The organism is Polaromonas eurypsychrophila (assembly GCF_014641715.1).
Taxonomy (GTDB): Bacteria; Pseudomonadota; Gammaproteobacteria; order Burkholderiales; family Burkholderiaceae_C; genus Polaromonas; species Polaromonas eurypsychrophila.
In genome coordinates, this window is the sequence record NZ_BMIG01000007.1 from 87284 (window position 1) to 101245 (window position 13962).

Annotated in this window: 15 protein-coding genes; 4 read left to right on the forward strand and 11 right to left on the reverse strand. The window is 63.0% G+C overall.

Features of this window, described 5'->3' with window-relative positions:
• Positions 1 to 2: 2 nt before the first annotated feature.
• The 6 genes from IEX16_RS11300 to IEX16_RS11325 form a co-directional block, all read right to left on the reverse strand.
• Positions 3 to 1055, reverse strand: a complete 1053-nt coding sequence (locus tag IEX16_RS11300; RefSeq protein ID WP_188708588.1) for a TRAP transporter substrate-binding protein — start codon at positions 1053 to 1055, stop codon at positions 3 to 5.
• Between the two features lie 112 nt (positions 1056 to 1167).
• Positions 1168 to 1863, reverse strand: a complete 696-nt coding sequence (locus tag IEX16_RS11305) for a fumarylacetoacetate hydrolase family protein (RefSeq protein ID WP_188708589.1) — start codon at positions 1861 to 1863, stop codon at positions 1168 to 1170.
• Complete coding sequence (gtdA, locus tag IEX16_RS11310) at positions 1860 to 2927, reverse strand: gentisate 1,2-dioxygenase (protein ID WP_188708590.1); 1068 nt, start codon at positions 2925 to 2927, stop codon at positions 1860 to 1862. Before gtdA ends, IEX16_RS11305 begins: the two co-directional genes overlap by 4 nt.
• 16 nt (positions 2928 to 2943) lie before the next feature.
• Positions 2944 to 4302, reverse strand: a complete 1359-nt coding sequence (locus tag IEX16_RS11315; protein WP_188708591.1) for an FAD-dependent oxidoreductase — start codon at positions 4300 to 4302, stop codon at positions 2944 to 2946.
• 147 nt (positions 4303 to 4449) lie between these two features.
• Positions 4450 to 5457 carry a Bug family tripartite tricarboxylate transporter substrate binding protein gene (locus IEX16_RS11320; RefSeq protein WP_188708592.1) on the reverse strand — a complete coding sequence of 336 codons (1008 nt, stop codon included), beginning with the start codon at positions 5455 to 5457 and terminating at the stop codon, positions 4450 to 4452.
• Between the two features lie 25 nt (positions 5458 to 5482).
• Positions 5483 to 6676: a 3-hydroxybenzoate 6-monooxygenase gene (locus IEX16_RS11325; RefSeq protein ID WP_188708593.1), complete on the reverse strand. Its 1194-nt coding sequence runs from the start codon at positions 6674 to 6676 to the stop codon at positions 5483 to 5485.
• Positions 6677 to 6848: 172 nt separating this feature from the next.
• On the opposite strand from IEX16_RS11325, the gene IEX16_RS11330 reads away from it, so the two are divergent.
• The gene (locus tag IEX16_RS11330) at positions 6849 to 7289 is read left to right on the forward strand and encodes a MarR family winged helix-turn-helix transcriptional regulator (protein ID WP_188708594.1); all 441 of its coding nucleotides are present in this window, start codon (positions 6849 to 6851) and stop codon (positions 7287 to 7289) included.
• A 29-nt stretch (positions 7290 to 7318) separates the two neighbouring features.
• On the opposite strand, the gene IEX16_RS11335 is transcribed toward IEX16_RS11330, so the two are convergent.
• The 4 genes from IEX16_RS11335 to IEX16_RS11350 are packed head-to-tail and all read right to left on the reverse strand — an operon-like array spanning position 7319 to position 10910.
• Complete coding sequence (locus IEX16_RS11335; protein WP_188708595.1) at positions 7319 to 7621, reverse strand: antibiotic biosynthesis monooxygenase family protein; 303 nt, start codon at positions 7619 to 7621, stop codon at positions 7319 to 7321.
• A 39-nt stretch (positions 7622 to 7660) separates the two neighbouring features.
• Positions 7661 to 7984, reverse strand: coding sequence for a 2Fe-2S iron-sulfur cluster-binding protein (locus IEX16_RS11340; protein WP_188708596.1), 324 nt, complete (start codon positions 7982 to 7984; stop codon positions 7661 to 7663).
• A 14-nt stretch (positions 7985 to 7998) separates the two neighbouring features.
• Positions 7999 to 9483, reverse strand: a complete 1485-nt coding sequence (locus IEX16_RS11345; protein WP_188708597.1) for a glutamine synthetase family protein — start codon at positions 9481 to 9483, stop codon at positions 7999 to 8001.
• Entirely contained in the window at positions 9480 to 10910 is a 1431-nt protein-coding gene (locus IEX16_RS11350) for a Rieske 2Fe-2S domain-containing protein (RefSeq protein ID WP_188708598.1), read from the reverse strand. Before IEX16_RS11350 ends, IEX16_RS11345 begins: the two co-directional genes overlap by 4 nt.
• Positions 10911 to 10967: 57 nt before the next feature.
• Here IEX16_RS11350 and IEX16_RS11355 point away from each other — a divergent pair, with 57 nt between their 5' ends.
• From IEX16_RS11355 to IEX16_RS11365, 3 genes are read left to right on the forward strand one after another with little or no spacing between them, the layout of a single operon-like run.
• Positions 10968 to 11690: a GntR family transcriptional regulator gene (locus IEX16_RS11355; RefSeq protein WP_188708599.1), complete on the forward strand. Its 723-nt coding sequence runs from the start codon at positions 10968 to 10970 to the stop codon at positions 11688 to 11690.
• Complete coding sequence (locus tag IEX16_RS11360) at positions 11687 to 12382, forward strand: AzlC family ABC transporter permease (RefSeq protein WP_188708600.1); 696 nt, start codon at positions 11687 to 11689, stop codon at positions 12380 to 12382. The genes IEX16_RS11355 and IEX16_RS11360 overlap by 4 nt, the downstream gene beginning before the upstream one ends.
• Positions 12372 to 12674, forward strand: coding sequence for an AzlD family protein (locus IEX16_RS11365; protein ID WP_188708601.1), 303 nt, complete (start codon positions 12372 to 12374; stop codon positions 12672 to 12674). Before IEX16_RS11360 ends, IEX16_RS11365 begins: the two co-directional genes overlap by 11 nt.
• 160 nt (positions 12675 to 12834) lie before the next feature.
• On the opposite strand, the gene IEX16_RS11370 is transcribed toward IEX16_RS11365, so the two are convergent.
• Positions 12835 to 13869, reverse strand: a complete 1035-nt coding sequence (locus tag IEX16_RS11370) for an NADP-dependent oxidoreductase (protein ID WP_188708602.1) — start codon at positions 13867 to 13869, stop codon at positions 12835 to 12837.
• Between the last annotated feature and the right edge of the window lie 93 nt (positions 13870 to 13962).

Below are 13962 nucleotides of genomic sequence, written 5' to 3' on the forward strand. Positions count from 1 at the left end.
GATCAGGCTTTGGTGGTCTTGGTGTGTTTTTCGATCAGGGCGCGTGCGGTATCCAGCAGCTTCTTGCCATCGAAGCCTTTCTTGTTCATGTCTTCCACCCATTCGACTTCCACGGAGCGGGACTTGCGGCGGAATTCCTGGGCTTCGACCGGACTCACGGTGTAGATCGTGTTACCGCGGTCGCTGGCTGTCTTGCGGCCTGGAACGTCGTTGCCCTGCTGCACCTTGCCCAGCCAGGCCGAGGTGGCCATGCCTGAATTGTTGTCGATGACTTTCTTCAGGTCGGGCGCGAGCGAGTTGTACTTGGCCTTGTTCATGGCCATGACAAAGGTGGTGGTGTACAGGCTGCCGCCGGCGGGGTCGAACTCGGCGTGGAACTTGGTGAGTTCGTTGACCTTGACAGAAGGCACCACTTCCCAGGGAATCACGCAGCCTGTGATGGTGCCTTTGCTCAGCGCATCGGTGATGGCGGGCAGGGGCATGCCGACGGGCGTTGCGCCGAGTATGCCCATCAGCTTGGTGACTTGGCGCGTCGGGGCGCGCATCTTCAGGCCACGCATGTCGGCGATCGAGCGGACCGGTTTGTCCACGGTGTGAATCACGCCCGGGCCGTGCACATGAAGCGCCAGGACCTGCGTATCCTTGAACTCATCCGGTGCCATGGTCTGCACGTATTCCCAGTAAGCCTTGGAAGTTGCCTCGGCATTGGACATGATGAACGGTAGTTCAAAGGCTTCGATGCGCGGGAAGCGGCCGGCGTTGTTGCCGGGCAGCGTCCACACGATGTCGACCACACCGTCTTTGGCCTGGTCATACAACTGCACCGGTGTGCCGCCAAGTTGCATGGCGGGGTAGGCTTCGAACTTGATGCGGCCCGCGGATTCCTTCTCGACCTTGTCCATCCAGGGTTTGTGCATGCCCAACCAGACGTTGGACGTGGGGGACATGAAGGTGTGAAACTTCAAAGTCACGGCTTGTTGGGCCAGGCCTGACAGGGCTGGTGCAGCCAGGGCAGCGGCGGCGCCGGTTTTAAGAAGAGTGCGTCGTTTAATCATGCGTGGTCTCCGGTAGATGGATAGAAATTAATTCAAGAAGGGCCGCTTGGGAACCCGTGCTTGCCCTGATGAAGAGGTGTCAGGCGAAAACTTTACAAGGCACGTCGGCGCTTCAGGCCACTTTGACTGTCAAGGTGCCCAGTCCCCGCACTTCACCGAGCATGGTGTCGCCCGAGACAACAGCAGCCACGCCTTCGGGCGTGCCGGTGTAAATCAGGTCGCCAGGTTGCAGCTCCCAAGCTGCGGACAGGTGCTCGATGGTCTCTGCGAGGTTCCAGATGAGCTTGCTGACAGTGCTGCGCTGGCGATCTTTTCCGTTGACCTGCAGGTAGATCTCGGCGTTGGCAACATCGCCGGCCTTGTCAGCTGGAGTGATCGGGCCAATGGGCGCGGAGTGGTCGTAGGCCTTGCCGATGCACCAGGGGCGACCCTGTTTTTTCATTTCGCCCTGCAGGTCGCGGCGCGTCATGTCCAGGCCAACGGCATAACCAAAGATGTGTTTGAGCGCATCAGCTGCCTTGATGTTCTTGCCGCCGGTACCAATGGCCGCGACCAGTTCGATTTCATGGTGGAGGTTGCTGGTGAGGGACGGGTAGGGGATGACACCGGTCTGGCCGGCCTCGACGACCACCACCGCATCGGCCGGCTTGAGAAAGAAAAACGGCGGCTCGCGGCCGGTGAACCCCATCTCCTTGGCGTGTTCTTCGTAGTTGCGGCCTACGCAATAAACACGGTGGACCGGGAAACGGTCCAGCGTACCGACCACGGGTACCGAGACCAGCGCCGGTGGGGTAAATACAAAGCTCATGACAACCTCTCTTCTCTGTGTATGCCCAGTGCCTGATGCACCGGACGGTCTGAAAAACTGAATAACACGCAGCCGGGCGCCGAACGCAGGCTGGCCGTGTGCCAGGATGGAATCACAAAATGGTCGCGCGGGCCGAACTCGAAGACCTGCTGTCCGGCGCCGTGCGAGATGGTCACGCTGCCGTGCCCCTCCACCACACTGAAAATGGCGCCATCGGTCTGACGCCAGGCCTTGCCGTCAAAACCTGCCGGCAGGCGCTGCATGAAGGTGGCCATGGTCGGCATTGGCGAGCCGCCGGTGGCCGGATTCACGTAGCGCAGCTTGACACCGTCCCAGTCGTCCACCGGCGCCTGGCGCTCCAGCGTATGCAGCGCCTCACGCGTGCGGTCGTAGGGGTAGCTGAAGATCGGCGAGGTCTGACCGAAAGGCGCGTTGTAACGAACCGGCAGCATGTTGGCACCGTAGCGCTGGTAACTGGTGCCTTCGGCTTTGGTCACCGGCTGAGAGCGCTCGCTGTGGTTTTCCGCGAAACCCGCATCGAAAAACCGCAGCATCGGAATATCGAGTCCGTCAAGCCAGACCACCGGCTCACCGTTGGTTTGCGTTCCCTCATGACCATGGTCGTGCCAGGTCCAGCTCGGGGTGATGATGAAGTCGCCCGGTGTCATGGTGGTGCGTTCGCCGTCGACGGCGGTGTACGCCCCTTTTCCCTCAACCACAAACCGCAGGGCGCTCTGGGTGTGGCGGTGGCTGGGCGCCACTTCGCCGGGCAATATCAGCTGCAGGCCGGCGTAGAGCGACTGGGTGATCGCCGATTGCCCCTGTAAACCCGGGTTCTCCAGAATCAGCACACGGCGCACCGCTTCCTCGGCGGTGATCAGTTGGCCGGACTCCATCAGGTAAGGGCGCACCTGTGCATAGGCCCAGAACGCCGGCACACACGGTGTGGCCGGCTGCTGTGGCACCAGCGCATGCAACACCTCCCACAAGGGGGTCATGTGCTGCGCACGGATGGCATCGTAAAAGGCCTTGCGTGTACTGCCAGGAGGTGGGGTCATGTCCATGGGGCTCTCCGTCGGTTCATCGGTCGAAGAAAACGCCATCCTGCGACAACTGGTGCTGCAGGACGGCGACATTGATGTCGCGGAAGGTCTGGCCGCTTGCCAGCAGCGCTGCGGCCGTTCCGGCGGCCTGGCCCATCACAAAACAGCCGCCGCTGGCGCGCGCAGCGGATTGGCCTTCGTGGGTCATGGACGCGCAGCGTCCAGCGACCAGCAGATTGGACACCACGCTGTTGGTCAGCATGCGCCACGGCAGGTCGTTGCAGGCGCGTTGTTCATCCCGCGGGAAGCCCCAACTGATGGCGCCGTCCACATGCATTTCCATGGGCCAGGCATTGATGCCGACCACGTCGTCAAAGCGTGCGGACGACAGGATGTCCTCGCCGGTGAGCGCGTAGTCGCCGCAGATGCGTCGCGTCTCCCGGATACCGACCTGGGGGGCGATATCGACAATGGCCGACTGCTCAAAGCCGGGCACCTCGTTTTTCAGGAAGCGGAAGTATTCGGTGATCTGCCGGCGGCCCTCGAGTTCGCCATCGCTGAGTTGACGTGCATTGGTGGCGTCCATGGCCATGCCGGCGGCGTTGCGGATTTGCGTGACATTGGCGCGCCATTCAGTCGGATTCTTGTTGGGGCGCAGGATCGCGCCTTGGCGCGGAAACCGGTAGCGGCCTGGCTTGCTCAATGCGCTTTCGTCCATGAGTTTGTTGATCGCGCTGAACTCGCCCACGGCAGCCAGCGCGCGTGGGGCATCAACATGGCCAACGCGAAACATGGTGCTTGGAAACAGCGCGCTGCCCTGACCGTCACCAAGTTCAAAAGGCACGCCGGCAAAATGTGCCACGTCGGCGTCACCCGAGCAGTCGATAAAGCGGTGGGCACGAATCGCCTGGCGGCCGGACTTGGTTTCCACCACCAGGGCTGCGATGGAACGACCCTCCATCACCACGGCTGCAGCCCAGGCGTGAAACAACAGTTGCACACCCGCCGATACCAGCATCTGGTCGGCGGCGCACTTGTAGGCCGAGACATCGTAGGAGCGCACGCGAATGCGCCCCTGCATTCCGTCTTGCGGCTGGTTCAGCCCGCCCAGCGCGTCAATTCGCACCAGCAAATCGTCCACCACGCCATGCACCAGCTGTTGCATCTCGCCGTTCCTGCGGCCGTACAGGCCGGCGAAATTGGTGACGCCGCCTGCCGTGCCCATGCCACCCAGAAAACCATAACGCTCCACCAGCAAGGTGCGCGCGCCGTGCCGGGCAGCACTGACGCTGGCGGCCAGCCCGGCAGGCCCGCCGCCGATCACAACTACATCAAACTCGCCATAGACCGGCAGCCTGCGGGCTGGCTCGGTAACGGTATTGAAGTCGGATGCCATGGGTAGATCAGTCAGCTGCGGCAATGAGCGACCACTTTGATTCTTCAATCAAGCAGGGGCCGCGGGTCCGGCTCTGCCGGCCCGCAGGCGCAGCGGCCCCCTCGGGGGGCAGGGAATTACACGTAGTGAATGACCGTGGGGGCAACGTCATTCGATTTTTATGCCGCGCATCGTGATGATGCCGCCCATGATGGCGGTCTCGCTGCGGATGCGGCTGGTCAGGCCCTCGGGCGAGGTGCCCACGGCCTGCCAGCCCTGGTTGAACAGTTTCTGGCGCGTGTCGCTGTCGCGGATGATGCGCGGCACCTCCTGAGCCAGGCGTGTCTGCGCAGCTTTGGACAGTTTGGCCGGGCCGACCAGCGCGGTCCAGACTTCAAGGTTGAAGTTGCGCACTTCTGCATCGGCCAGCGACGGAATCTCCGAGGCGAGGGCACTGCGTCCGCTGGTCAGGCCGATGGCCTTTAGCTTGCCGGCCTTGATCTGCGGCAGCGCGATACCCGGGGGCACCAGCGCCATCTGGATCTGGCCGCCCAGCAGCGCGGTGACGACTTGCGGGTTGCCCTGATAAGGCACATGCACGGCACCGAGGTTACCGGCGGTGGACTTCAGCAGTTCCATGCCCAGATGCCCGACCGAGCCATTGCCAACCGAGCCGTAATTCCATTTGTCTCCGCCATTGCGGGCGGCCAGGAAAAAATCGCTGCCCGAAGGCTGGTTCATCGGGGCGACCAGCACCAGCGGTGCGGTGGTCAGCAGCGAGATCGGAGTGAAGTCCTTGGCCGGGTCGTAAGGCAGCTTGGCGTACAGCATCTTGGCCGAGGTCAGGTTGCCATTGATCACCACCGCCAGTGTGTGGTCGTCGGTGGCTTTGGCGGCCAGGTCGGCGGCGATGTTGCCGGACGCACCGGGGCGGTTTTCGACGATGACGGGTTGCCCGAGGGCGCGCGACAAGGGCTCAGCCAGTGTGCGTGCCGCCATGTCCGGCGTCGAGCCACCGGGGAAACCCACCAACAGTTTGACCGCGCGTGTCGGCCAGGCCGGGACTGCAGAAACGGTTTCTCTGGAGGCTGGTTTTTTGGGAGCATTCTGCGCTGCAGCCAGCATGGGCAGAGCGAGAGTCGCTATCAAAAGTGCAGTGTATTTGGACAACTTCATGCGATTTTCCAATTTTGAAAGGGCTCTATTTGAACAGTTTTGACGGCTCAATTCCGTCGTACATCCACTGCAGGCCTGCAAAACCGGCGCTTTCTTTTTCGCTTTGAAACATCTGGTTACGCAACTCCCGTTGCACGCCTGCTGCGTGGTAAATGTCGCCATAAAAACGCGCGGTCAGTTGCACCCGTCCAGTGCGCAGGTAGCGAGCCTGCTGGTATTTCTGAAAGGCTTGAGGTATGTCGCCGTGCGTAAAACGCAGCGCCTCGCGCAGCACCACGGCATCTTCGATGGCCTGGCCGGCGCCCTGGGCCAGGTACTGCAGCATCGGATGCGCTGCATCACCCAGCAGCGTGACGCGCCGGTCGGTCCAGTTTTTCACCGGCTCCCGGTCGCACAGCACCCACATTTTCCAGGTCTCGATTTTCCCCAGCAGTTCCCGGACCTGCGGGCATGCCTGGGAAAATCGCTCCGTCAGCTCCGCCGTATCGCCAAAGGTGTTCCAGCCTTCGTCGTACTTGTTGCTGTGAAACACCGCCACCAGATTGAATAACTCGCCGCGGCGCAGCGGGTAGTGAACCAAATGGGTTTTCTCACCACCCCAGAGCAGCACGTCGTCGCTCCACAAATGGGCCGGCACGTTTTCACGCGTGAGCACGGCGCGGTAGGCGATGTGGCCCGACACGCGGGGCTTGCCGTCGCCCACCACCACCTCGCGCACCTTGCTCCAGATGCCGTCGGCGCCAATCAGGGCTGCGCCCTGTAGCACCTCGCCGCCAGCTAGGTGGACCTGCACGCTGCTTTCGGATTGCGCGAAAGATTCGACTTTTGCGCTGGTGCGCAGCGTCACGTTGTCCTGCGCCGCGCAGGCGTCCAGAAACACCTGGTGCAGGTCGGCCCGGTAAATCACGCCATAGGGAAAACCGTAGGTGGCGCGCGCCATGTCGCCGAGCGGAACGCGCACGATTTTTTCGCCGGTGCGCACATCATTCATGCCCAGACCGGGCGGGAAGAAGGAGACCTTGCTGACCACATCGGTCAGGCCGAGGTAGGCGAACATGCGGAAAATATTCGGACCTAGCTGGATACCCGTGCCGATTTCACCGAAGCTGGCCGCCTGTTCCAGCACGGTCACGGCATGTCCGTCACGCGCCAGCACCAGTGCGGTGGCCAGGCCGCCTATGCCGCCGCCGGCAATAAGGATGGGGTGAGGAGATGTCACGTTGATGGGTGTTCGAAGCCAGAGGTGGCTTTAGTAGTAAGTATACTTACTATTGATGTCCACGGTGATTACCCTGAACCTGGGGGGCGCTGAACAGGCGCCCTGCGACGCGCGATCAGCCGGCTGCCGCGCATCCGCGTGAACCTGTTCAGCGCTCCCTTAAACTCCGGCCATGCCAACAAGTTTTAACTTCATCGAAGCGCCGGGGCACCAGATCCGGCGCGCTCACCAGTTGTCGATTGCCCTCTTCATGGACGAGACGGCCGGGTTTGACGTGACGCCGGTTCAGTTCGCCATCCTGAACGCGCTGATGGATGACCCCGGTGAAGACCAGGTCACGTTGTCAGGGCGGGTGGCTTTTGATGCTGCGACTTCCGGTTCGGTCATCGGCCGGCTGGAGGCCAAAGGCTGGGTGCGGCGCGAGTCCGATCCGGTCGACAAGCGCCGCAAGCTGCTTTGGGTCACCCCCGAGGGGCAGAAGGTCGCGCTGCAGATGAAGCGGGCCGTCAGCAAGGTTCAGTCACGCCTGCTGGAGCCGCTTAGCGCCGCCGAACGCAAACGGTTTGGCGTGCTGCTGGGCAAGTTGATTGCCGGCCACGAAGGCGTCGACTAAGCCTCCGATGTGGCGGCGGGGCCCGGTCGTCAGGCCGACTTGGCCAGCAGCGTGAAATGCTCCACTACGGGCGGTGCGGCAAAAAAAGGCCCGACGATGGCGCGCCAGTCGGCGAAAGCCGGCGATTCGCGGAAACCCACGGTGTGGTCCTCCAGCGTGTCCCAGAAAATCTGCAGGATGTAACGCTCGGGGCTTTCAATGCCTTTGTTGACCTTGAAGCCCTGAAAACCTTTGGCGCCGGCTATCACGGTGGTCAGGCCACGCTGGATGGCTTCGTCAAAAGCGGCCTGCTGGCCGGGGGCAATACGGATGTCGGCGAGTTCGAGAATCATGGGCTTCCTTGGGTTGAGCGTGTGTAGAGATGCCAGCCCTCAATACTGGCTGGCCGGTAACTCTACCGTCAAACCATCGAGTTCTGCATTCAGGATGATCTGGCAGCTCAGCCGGCTGCTTGGCGTGGCGGGGGTGGCTGTGAAGGCCAGCATGGCGCATTCCTCCCCGTCGGCAGCCGGCAACAGCGCCGCGAATGGCTGCGCCACCATCACATGGCAGGTTGCGCAGGTCAGCAAGCCGCCGCAGTCGGCTGCAATGCCGCTCACGCCCGCAGCCACCGCCACTTCCATCACACTTTGACCAATTTTGCCCTTAGCCCTTATCGGCTTTGCGTCACCAGCTATGAAATTAATAGTAATCATGCAGGCCCTGCCGTTCAAATGCGGCTGAAATATTCGCGGCGCTGCCAGTCGTCCCCGTCCACCGCCTGTTCGTGGCGTGTGATCTCCGACTGTTTGATGCGCATGAAGTAGTTGATGAAGCTGCTGCCGAAGGCGTCGACGAGGACACTGTCGGCCTGCAGTGCGTCCAGCGCCTCGCCCAGGCTGGTGGGTATTTTGACCGCAGCGTCGCCATACGGTGCATCGGTAGCTACCGGCGCCTTGAGTTGGCGCGTGATGCCGTCAAGCCCGGCGTGGATTTGAGAGGCCAGGTAGAGATAGGGGTTGGCCGCCGGCTCGCCGATGCGGTTTTCGATGCGCGTTGCAGCATCGCCCGCCTGCCCAACCACGCGCAGCATGGCACCGCGGTTGTCGCGGCCCCACAGCACCGACTGCGGCGCCAGCGCGTTCGGGCGGAAGCGGCCGAAGCCATTGATGGTAGGTGTGCAAAACACCGTCATGCCGCGCGCATGTTCCAGCAGGCCGGCCAGATAATGCTCCCCTACTTCGGACAGCGTGTACTGCGCGTCGGTGGATTGCGTGCCTTGCGCCGACGCGTCGCGCTGGAACAGGTTGGCGCCGGTGTGTATGTCTACCAGCGACTGGTGCAGATGCCAGCCGCTGGACATGATGTTCGGAAAGGGCGGGCGGCACATGAAGGTGGCGTGGTAACCGGCACGGCGCAGCGCCTGCCTGACCGCGCTGCGAAACAGCACCATGTTGTCGGCAGCGGTCAGCGCGTCAGTCGCGTCGAAAACCGCTTCGACCTGACTCGGGCCAAGCTCGATTTCCAGTGACTGCAAAGGCAGGCCCAGTGCCTGCGCCGTGTGCTGGACGATGCGCAGCGGTTCTTCCGCCATGTCGAACCATTGCTCGGACAGAAGGTTATAGCCGGGGTGGATCATGGCCACCTTGGGCGGCGGGCCGGGCCAGGCAGCCTGTTCCGGATCAAGCTGGTCCTGGGCGCTGTCACCGGTGATGCGGTAGATGTGAAACTCGATTTCTAGCCCGCACTTCATGCCGTAGCCGGCTTCGGCCAACCGCGCCAGCGCGCGCTGCAGGATGCGCCGGCTGTCCAGTTCAACGGCGCTGCCATCCTGCATCCAGGGCTGGCCCTGGACCCAGCCCGTAGCGGCTGCCCAGGGCAGTGGTTTGAAGCTGGCCGGGTCGGCCAGCAGCAAAAGGTTGCTCGCAAACTCGAAGCCTGGCAGTTCCGCCGTGCCGCCGGCCTCAAACACCTTGAAAGCCGTGCGATCGGAACTGTCCTTGAGCAGCAAGGTGCTAACCAGGCCGACGCCGTCCAGCATGGCTTTGGCAGCGGCGCTGGCCACCAGTGTTTTGCCGCGCAGCGTGCCGTGCAGATCACACCAGGCAAAACGTACCAGCTCGATACCGCTGGCGGCAATCAGCTGTTCGGTCTGTTGCAGGGCCAGCCGGCGCGCTTCATCATGGATGCCGCAGTGTTCGGCGAAGCTGTTCATTTCTGCACCGGTCGGGCTGAGCTTGTCGAAGCCGCGGCAGGCACTTCGACAGGCTCAGTGCGAACGGGGGGAGATGTCCAAGGTGCGTTTTCCTGCTTGGCCCGGGCCTGTGCCTGCCACCAGTCTGGCCATTGCCCGGCGGGCGCAATGCCATCGACGGTATCGGGCCCAACCATGTGCTGGGCCTGCGCGGCGTCGGCTATGCCGGGCGCCACGCCGCCTTCCCGCACGGTGGCAATCGCCTTGAGCAGGACCCGGCGGTTCGCCATGATGACTTTGTCACTGGTGCCAAGATGCTCCCGTGTGCGGTCCTGGATCGCGCCCATGCTTTCTACCGCCCATTGGTCGTGCACATTGATGTCTTCCTCGCCCATTCCCAGGTAGGTCTGGGTGCGCTGCTCCTCGGCGCTGAAGCCCCAATTGTTGTGACGTCCGGCGTTAGGGATGTAGTCGGGCAGCGAGATGAACTGCTGGCGCTGCGCACGCATGCTCTCTTTGTCCAGCGGCCCGGCAAAACTGGTGAAGTAGGAATACCAGTAGGTGTGGGTGTCGTCCACCGGCACATGCATCTGCGTGATGGTCATGGTTTCCGACAGCGGGATCACAAAGGTTGCCGGAAAGATGGCCTGGGTGACACGCACGTGGGTCAGCTCTTTATTCATGGAGCGCAAGGCCGTAAGCTGCATGCCCCAGGGTTTGCTCTCAAAGCTGATGTCGGGCTGGGCAAACTCGCGCATGATGCGTGTCATCGGCCATTGCTCGCCATCGATGGCGCCGGCGCTGGCACTGCGGAACTGTTTGCCGGCTGCGTTGCTGCCGATGTCGGCCAGCGCTTCGTCCTGCAAAAAGCGGTGCAGAAAAGAAGGATGCGCGGGGTCTATGCCGACTTCAAACGCCTGCAGCCAGTTCGCGTTCCACAAGCCCTTGAAGGCAAAGGTGTGGGTCGTCGGCGCGCGGAAGCAGTCAAAAGCTGGCAGCGGCGGCGGGATGGAACCCTCGGGGCCCAGCCAGGCGAAGATCACGTCGCTTTTTTCGATCACCGGGTAGCTGCGCTGTTTCACGCGCTCACACAGCTTGCTGCCGACAGGTTCTGCCGGGGTTTCCAGGCAGCGGCCAGCCACGTCGAACTTCCAGCCGTGAAAGGGGCAGCGCAGGCCGTCGCCCTCGGCGCGGCCGAAGGACAGGTCGGCGCCGCGGTGCGGGCAGTGGCGGTCCAGCAGGCCATAGTTGCCCTGGTCGTTGCGGAACAGCACGAAGTCCTGGCCCATCAGGCGGACGGCCTTGACCGGGCGTTTGTCCATGCGGGGATCGAGCGCCGGGTTGAACTCGTCGACCAGTGCCGCGGGTTGCCAGTAGCTGCGCAGCAACGCGCCGCAGGGTGTGTCCGGCCCGACGCGGGTGATCAATTCGTTTTGTTCTGCATTCATGGGGCGACCTTCTTAAAACGGTATACCGAATTTAAAATTCAGTGTACATTTCTCATCATGAACTTGCAAGAGACGGTGCTGATCCAGTTGCGCGACCTGATTTTGCGCGGCGAATTCGAGCCTGGCCAGCGCCTGGCTGAGCAGCAACTGGCCGAGCGCCTGGGCGCCTCCCGCACCCCGGTACGCGCGGCCCTGGTCACGCTGGAGCAGGAAGGCCTGGTCGAAGCCAACGACACAGGCAAGTTTCTGGTGCGCCAGTTCACGCCGCGTGAAGTTGCCGACGCCATTGCCGTGCGTGGCCAGCTCGAAGGCATGGCAGCGCGGCTGGTGGCCGAACACGGCGTCTCGCGCCAGTTGCAGGGTGACTTGCAGGCTTGCCTGGATGAGGGCGACCTGGCGCTGGCCGCCAACCCGCTGGACTACGAAAGTTATGCGGCTTACGCCGTGGTCAACGATCGTTTCCACGCACTGGTGCTCGAAGCCAGCGGCAACCGCGCCTTGCAGCGCGCCGTGGCGCTCAACGACAAACTGCCGTTTGCGCCGGCGTCTGCCATGCTGCCGATGCAGGGCACGGTGACACTGGACCGGGACTGGATGCTGTACGCGCACCGCCAGCACCACATGTTGTTCGCCGCACTCAAAGCCGGCGAGGGCGCGCGCGCCCAGGCGCTGGCCATCGAACACACCGAAGTCGCGCAGATGAACATGCGCATGGCGCTGGAGCGCCGGGCCGAGACTGAACGTGTGTTGCCGGCGATCCGACTGGTGGTGGGGCGTTGACACCCGCACCCGTGAGTTTTACCGCTGCTGGTGTACGCCGCGGTTTTTTCGCCGCCCAGGTGATGGCGCCGGGCATCACGCTGTATGCGATGGTTTTCGGTGTGCTGGCCAGCGAGCGCGGCATGTCGTGGCTGCAGGCCATGCTGATGAGCGCAGCTGTTTATTCAGGCAGCGCACAACTTGCGGCGCTGCAGGGCTGGACCGCCACGGCAGCCGTCACACCGGTCATCGTCACGATTTTTGTCATGAATGCGCGTTATGTACTCTACGGCGCAGCGCTCCAGCCCTGGCTGACCGGCTTGCCGCGGCACCAGAGCTGGGGCTCACTGTTTTTTCTCGGCGACGGCAACTGGGCCATGGCCATGCGTGAATACGAAGCTGGCTACCGCGACGCCGGTTACGTGCTGGGCTCCGGCTTGGCCATGTTTGTGCCCTGGATAGGGGGCACGCTGCTGGGCCACCTGCTGGCGGGTAATGTGCCCAACCCAGCCGCTTTTGGCCTTGACTTCATGCTGGCGGCGTTTGCCGCAGCGATTGGCATCGTGCTGTGGCGCGGCAAGTCCGACCTGTGGCCGGTGGCTGCTGCGGGCTTGGTGGCGCTGGTCCTGCACCGGCTGGTGCCAGGCGCCTGGTACATCGTGGGTGCGGGCGTGGCGGGCGGGCTGATGGGAGCGTGGCGCCATGGCCGTTGAATCGACTTTCTGGCTGGCACTGCTGGGCATGGCGCTCGCGTCCTTCGCCTGCCGCATCAGCGGCTTCCTGCTGATGGGTTATGTGGCCATCACGCCGTGCGTGGAGGCCGCGCTCAAATCGATACCGATCTCGGTGATGGTCGGCATCGTCACGCCCGCAGCCACCGCGGGCAAGCTGCCTGAACTGCTGGCCCTGCTGGCGGTGGGTCTGGTGATGAAGCTGGTGCGCAACGACCTGGCAGCCGCCGTGGCGGGTGCAGCCACGGTGGCCGTGGCGCGCTGGCTGACATAGCCCCCACGGTTGCTCGCTTCGCGTAGCGCCCTGCCCCCCGAGGGGGCCGCTGCGCCTGCGGCCCGGCAAAGCCGGATCCGCGGCCCCTGCTGGTCTGGACCTCTACACCACGATCCCGTCATTGCGGGCTTGACCCGCACCATGTTGCGCGGTCCGGGCTTTATTCCTTGGCCACCTGCAACACCAGCTTGCCGAAGTTCTCGCCGTTGAAGAGCTTGAGCAGGGTTTCGGGGAAGTTCTCCAGCCCTTGCGCCACATCTTCCCTGCTCTTCATCTTGCCGTCCTTCAGGTAGCCGGCCATCTCGGCAATCGCCAAGGGGTAGCGGTCGGCGTAGTCGAAGACCACAATGCCTTCCATGCGCGCGCGGTTCACCAGCAGCGACAGGTAGTTAGCCGGGCCCTTGACCGGCGTGGTGTTGTTGTACTGGCTGATAGCGCCGCAGATGATGATGCGCGCGCCGCGCGTGATGCGTGTCAGCACCGCGTCAAGTATGTCGCCGCCCACGTTGTCAAAATAAATGTCCACGCCTTTGGGGCAATGTTCTTTGAGTCCGGCCTTGACGTCACCGGCTTTGTAGTCGATGCAGGCGTCGAAGCCCAGCTCGTTGACCACCCAGTCGCACTTGGCCTTGCCGCCAGCGATACCCACAACGCGGCAGCCCTTGAGCTTGGCGATCTGGCCAACTGTCTGGCCAACGGCACCGGCAGCGCCAGACACCACCACGGTGTCTCCGGCCTTGGGCTGGCCCACATCCATCAGGCCGAAGTAACCCGTCATGCCGGGCATGCCCAGCACATTGAGCCAGGTGGTCAGGCCCAGACGCGCATCGATCTTGAACATGCCGCTGCGTTTGATCTGCGCCTCGGGGATCAGGCAGTATTCCTGCACGTCCAGCCCGGCATTGACATAGTCGCCCACGGCAAAGGCCGGGTCATGCGAAGCGATTACCTTGCCGATGCCGCCGGCGCGCATCACCGCACCGATCTCGACCGGCGGGATGTAACTTTTGCCTTCGTTCATCCAGCCTCGCATGGCCGGGTCCAGCGAGAGGTACAAGGTCTTGATCAGCACGCCGCCGGAGCCGGGTTCGGCGACCGGCTCGGTAGTGAAGTTCCAGTTGGCCCGGGTCGGCAAGCCGGTAGGGCGCGCGGCCAGGCGTACCTGGTGATTGATCAGTGAAGCTATGGCAGTCATGGGATTCTCCAGTGTGAAACATCTGCCGCTCTTGTAATGGGCCTGTCAGACGGCGTTGATGGCGCATCTTAGCGAGGCAAGGCGGATCAGAAA

What these genes read in the sequence shown, in the direction of transcription:
- IEX16_RS11340 (WP_188708596.1), bottom strand. Translation starts at nt 7,984, where the DNA reads ATGATTACTATTAATTTCATAGCTGGTGACGCAAAGCCGATAAGGGCT.
- IEX16_RS11315 (WP_188708591.1), bottom strand. Translation starts at nt 4,302, where the DNA reads ATGGCATCCGACTTCAATACCGTTACCGAGCCAGCCCGCAGGCTGCCG.
- IEX16_RS11350 (WP_188708598.1), bottom strand. Translation starts at nt 10,910, where the DNA reads ATGAATGCAGAACAAAACGAATTGATCACCCGCGTCGGGCCGGACACA.
- IEX16_RS11335 (WP_188708595.1), bottom strand. Translation starts at nt 7,621, where the DNA reads ATGATTCTCGAACTCGCCGACATCCGTATTGCCCCCGGCCAGCAGGCC.
- IEX16_RS11320 (WP_188708592.1), bottom strand. Translation starts at nt 5,457, where the DNA reads ATGAAGTTGTCCAAATACACTGCACTTTTGATAGCGACTCTCGCTCTG.
- gtdA (WP_188708590.1), bottom strand. Translation starts at nt 2,927, where the DNA reads ATGGACATGACCCCACCTCCTGGCAGTACACGCAAGGCCTTTTACGAT.
- IEX16_RS11355 (WP_188708599.1), top strand. Translation starts at nt 10,968, where the DNA reads ATGAACTTGCAAGAGACGGTGCTGATCCAGTTGCGCGACCTGATTTTG.
- IEX16_RS11330 (WP_188708594.1), top strand. Translation starts at nt 6,849, where the DNA reads ATGCCAACAAGTTTTAACTTCATCGAAGCGCCGGGGCACCAGATCCGG.
- IEX16_RS11365 (WP_188708601.1), top strand. Translation starts at nt 12,372, where the DNA reads ATGGCCGTTGAATCGACTTTCTGGCTGGCACTGCTGGGCATGGCGCTC.
- IEX16_RS11370 (WP_188708602.1), bottom strand. Translation starts at nt 13,869, where the DNA reads ATGACTGCCATAGCTTCACTGATCAATCACCAGGTACGCCTGGCCGCG.
- IEX16_RS11345 (WP_188708597.1), bottom strand. Translation starts at nt 9,483, where the DNA reads ATGAACAGCTTCGCCGAACACTGCGGCATCCATGATGAAGCGCGCCGG.
- IEX16_RS11305 (WP_188708589.1), bottom strand. Translation starts at nt 1,863, where the DNA reads ATGAGCTTTGTATTTACCCCACCGGCGCTGGTCTCGGTACCCGTGGTC.
- IEX16_RS11300 (WP_188708588.1), bottom strand. Translation starts at nt 1,055, where the DNA reads ATGATTAAACGACGCACTCTTCTTAAAACCGGCGCCGCCGCTGCCCTG.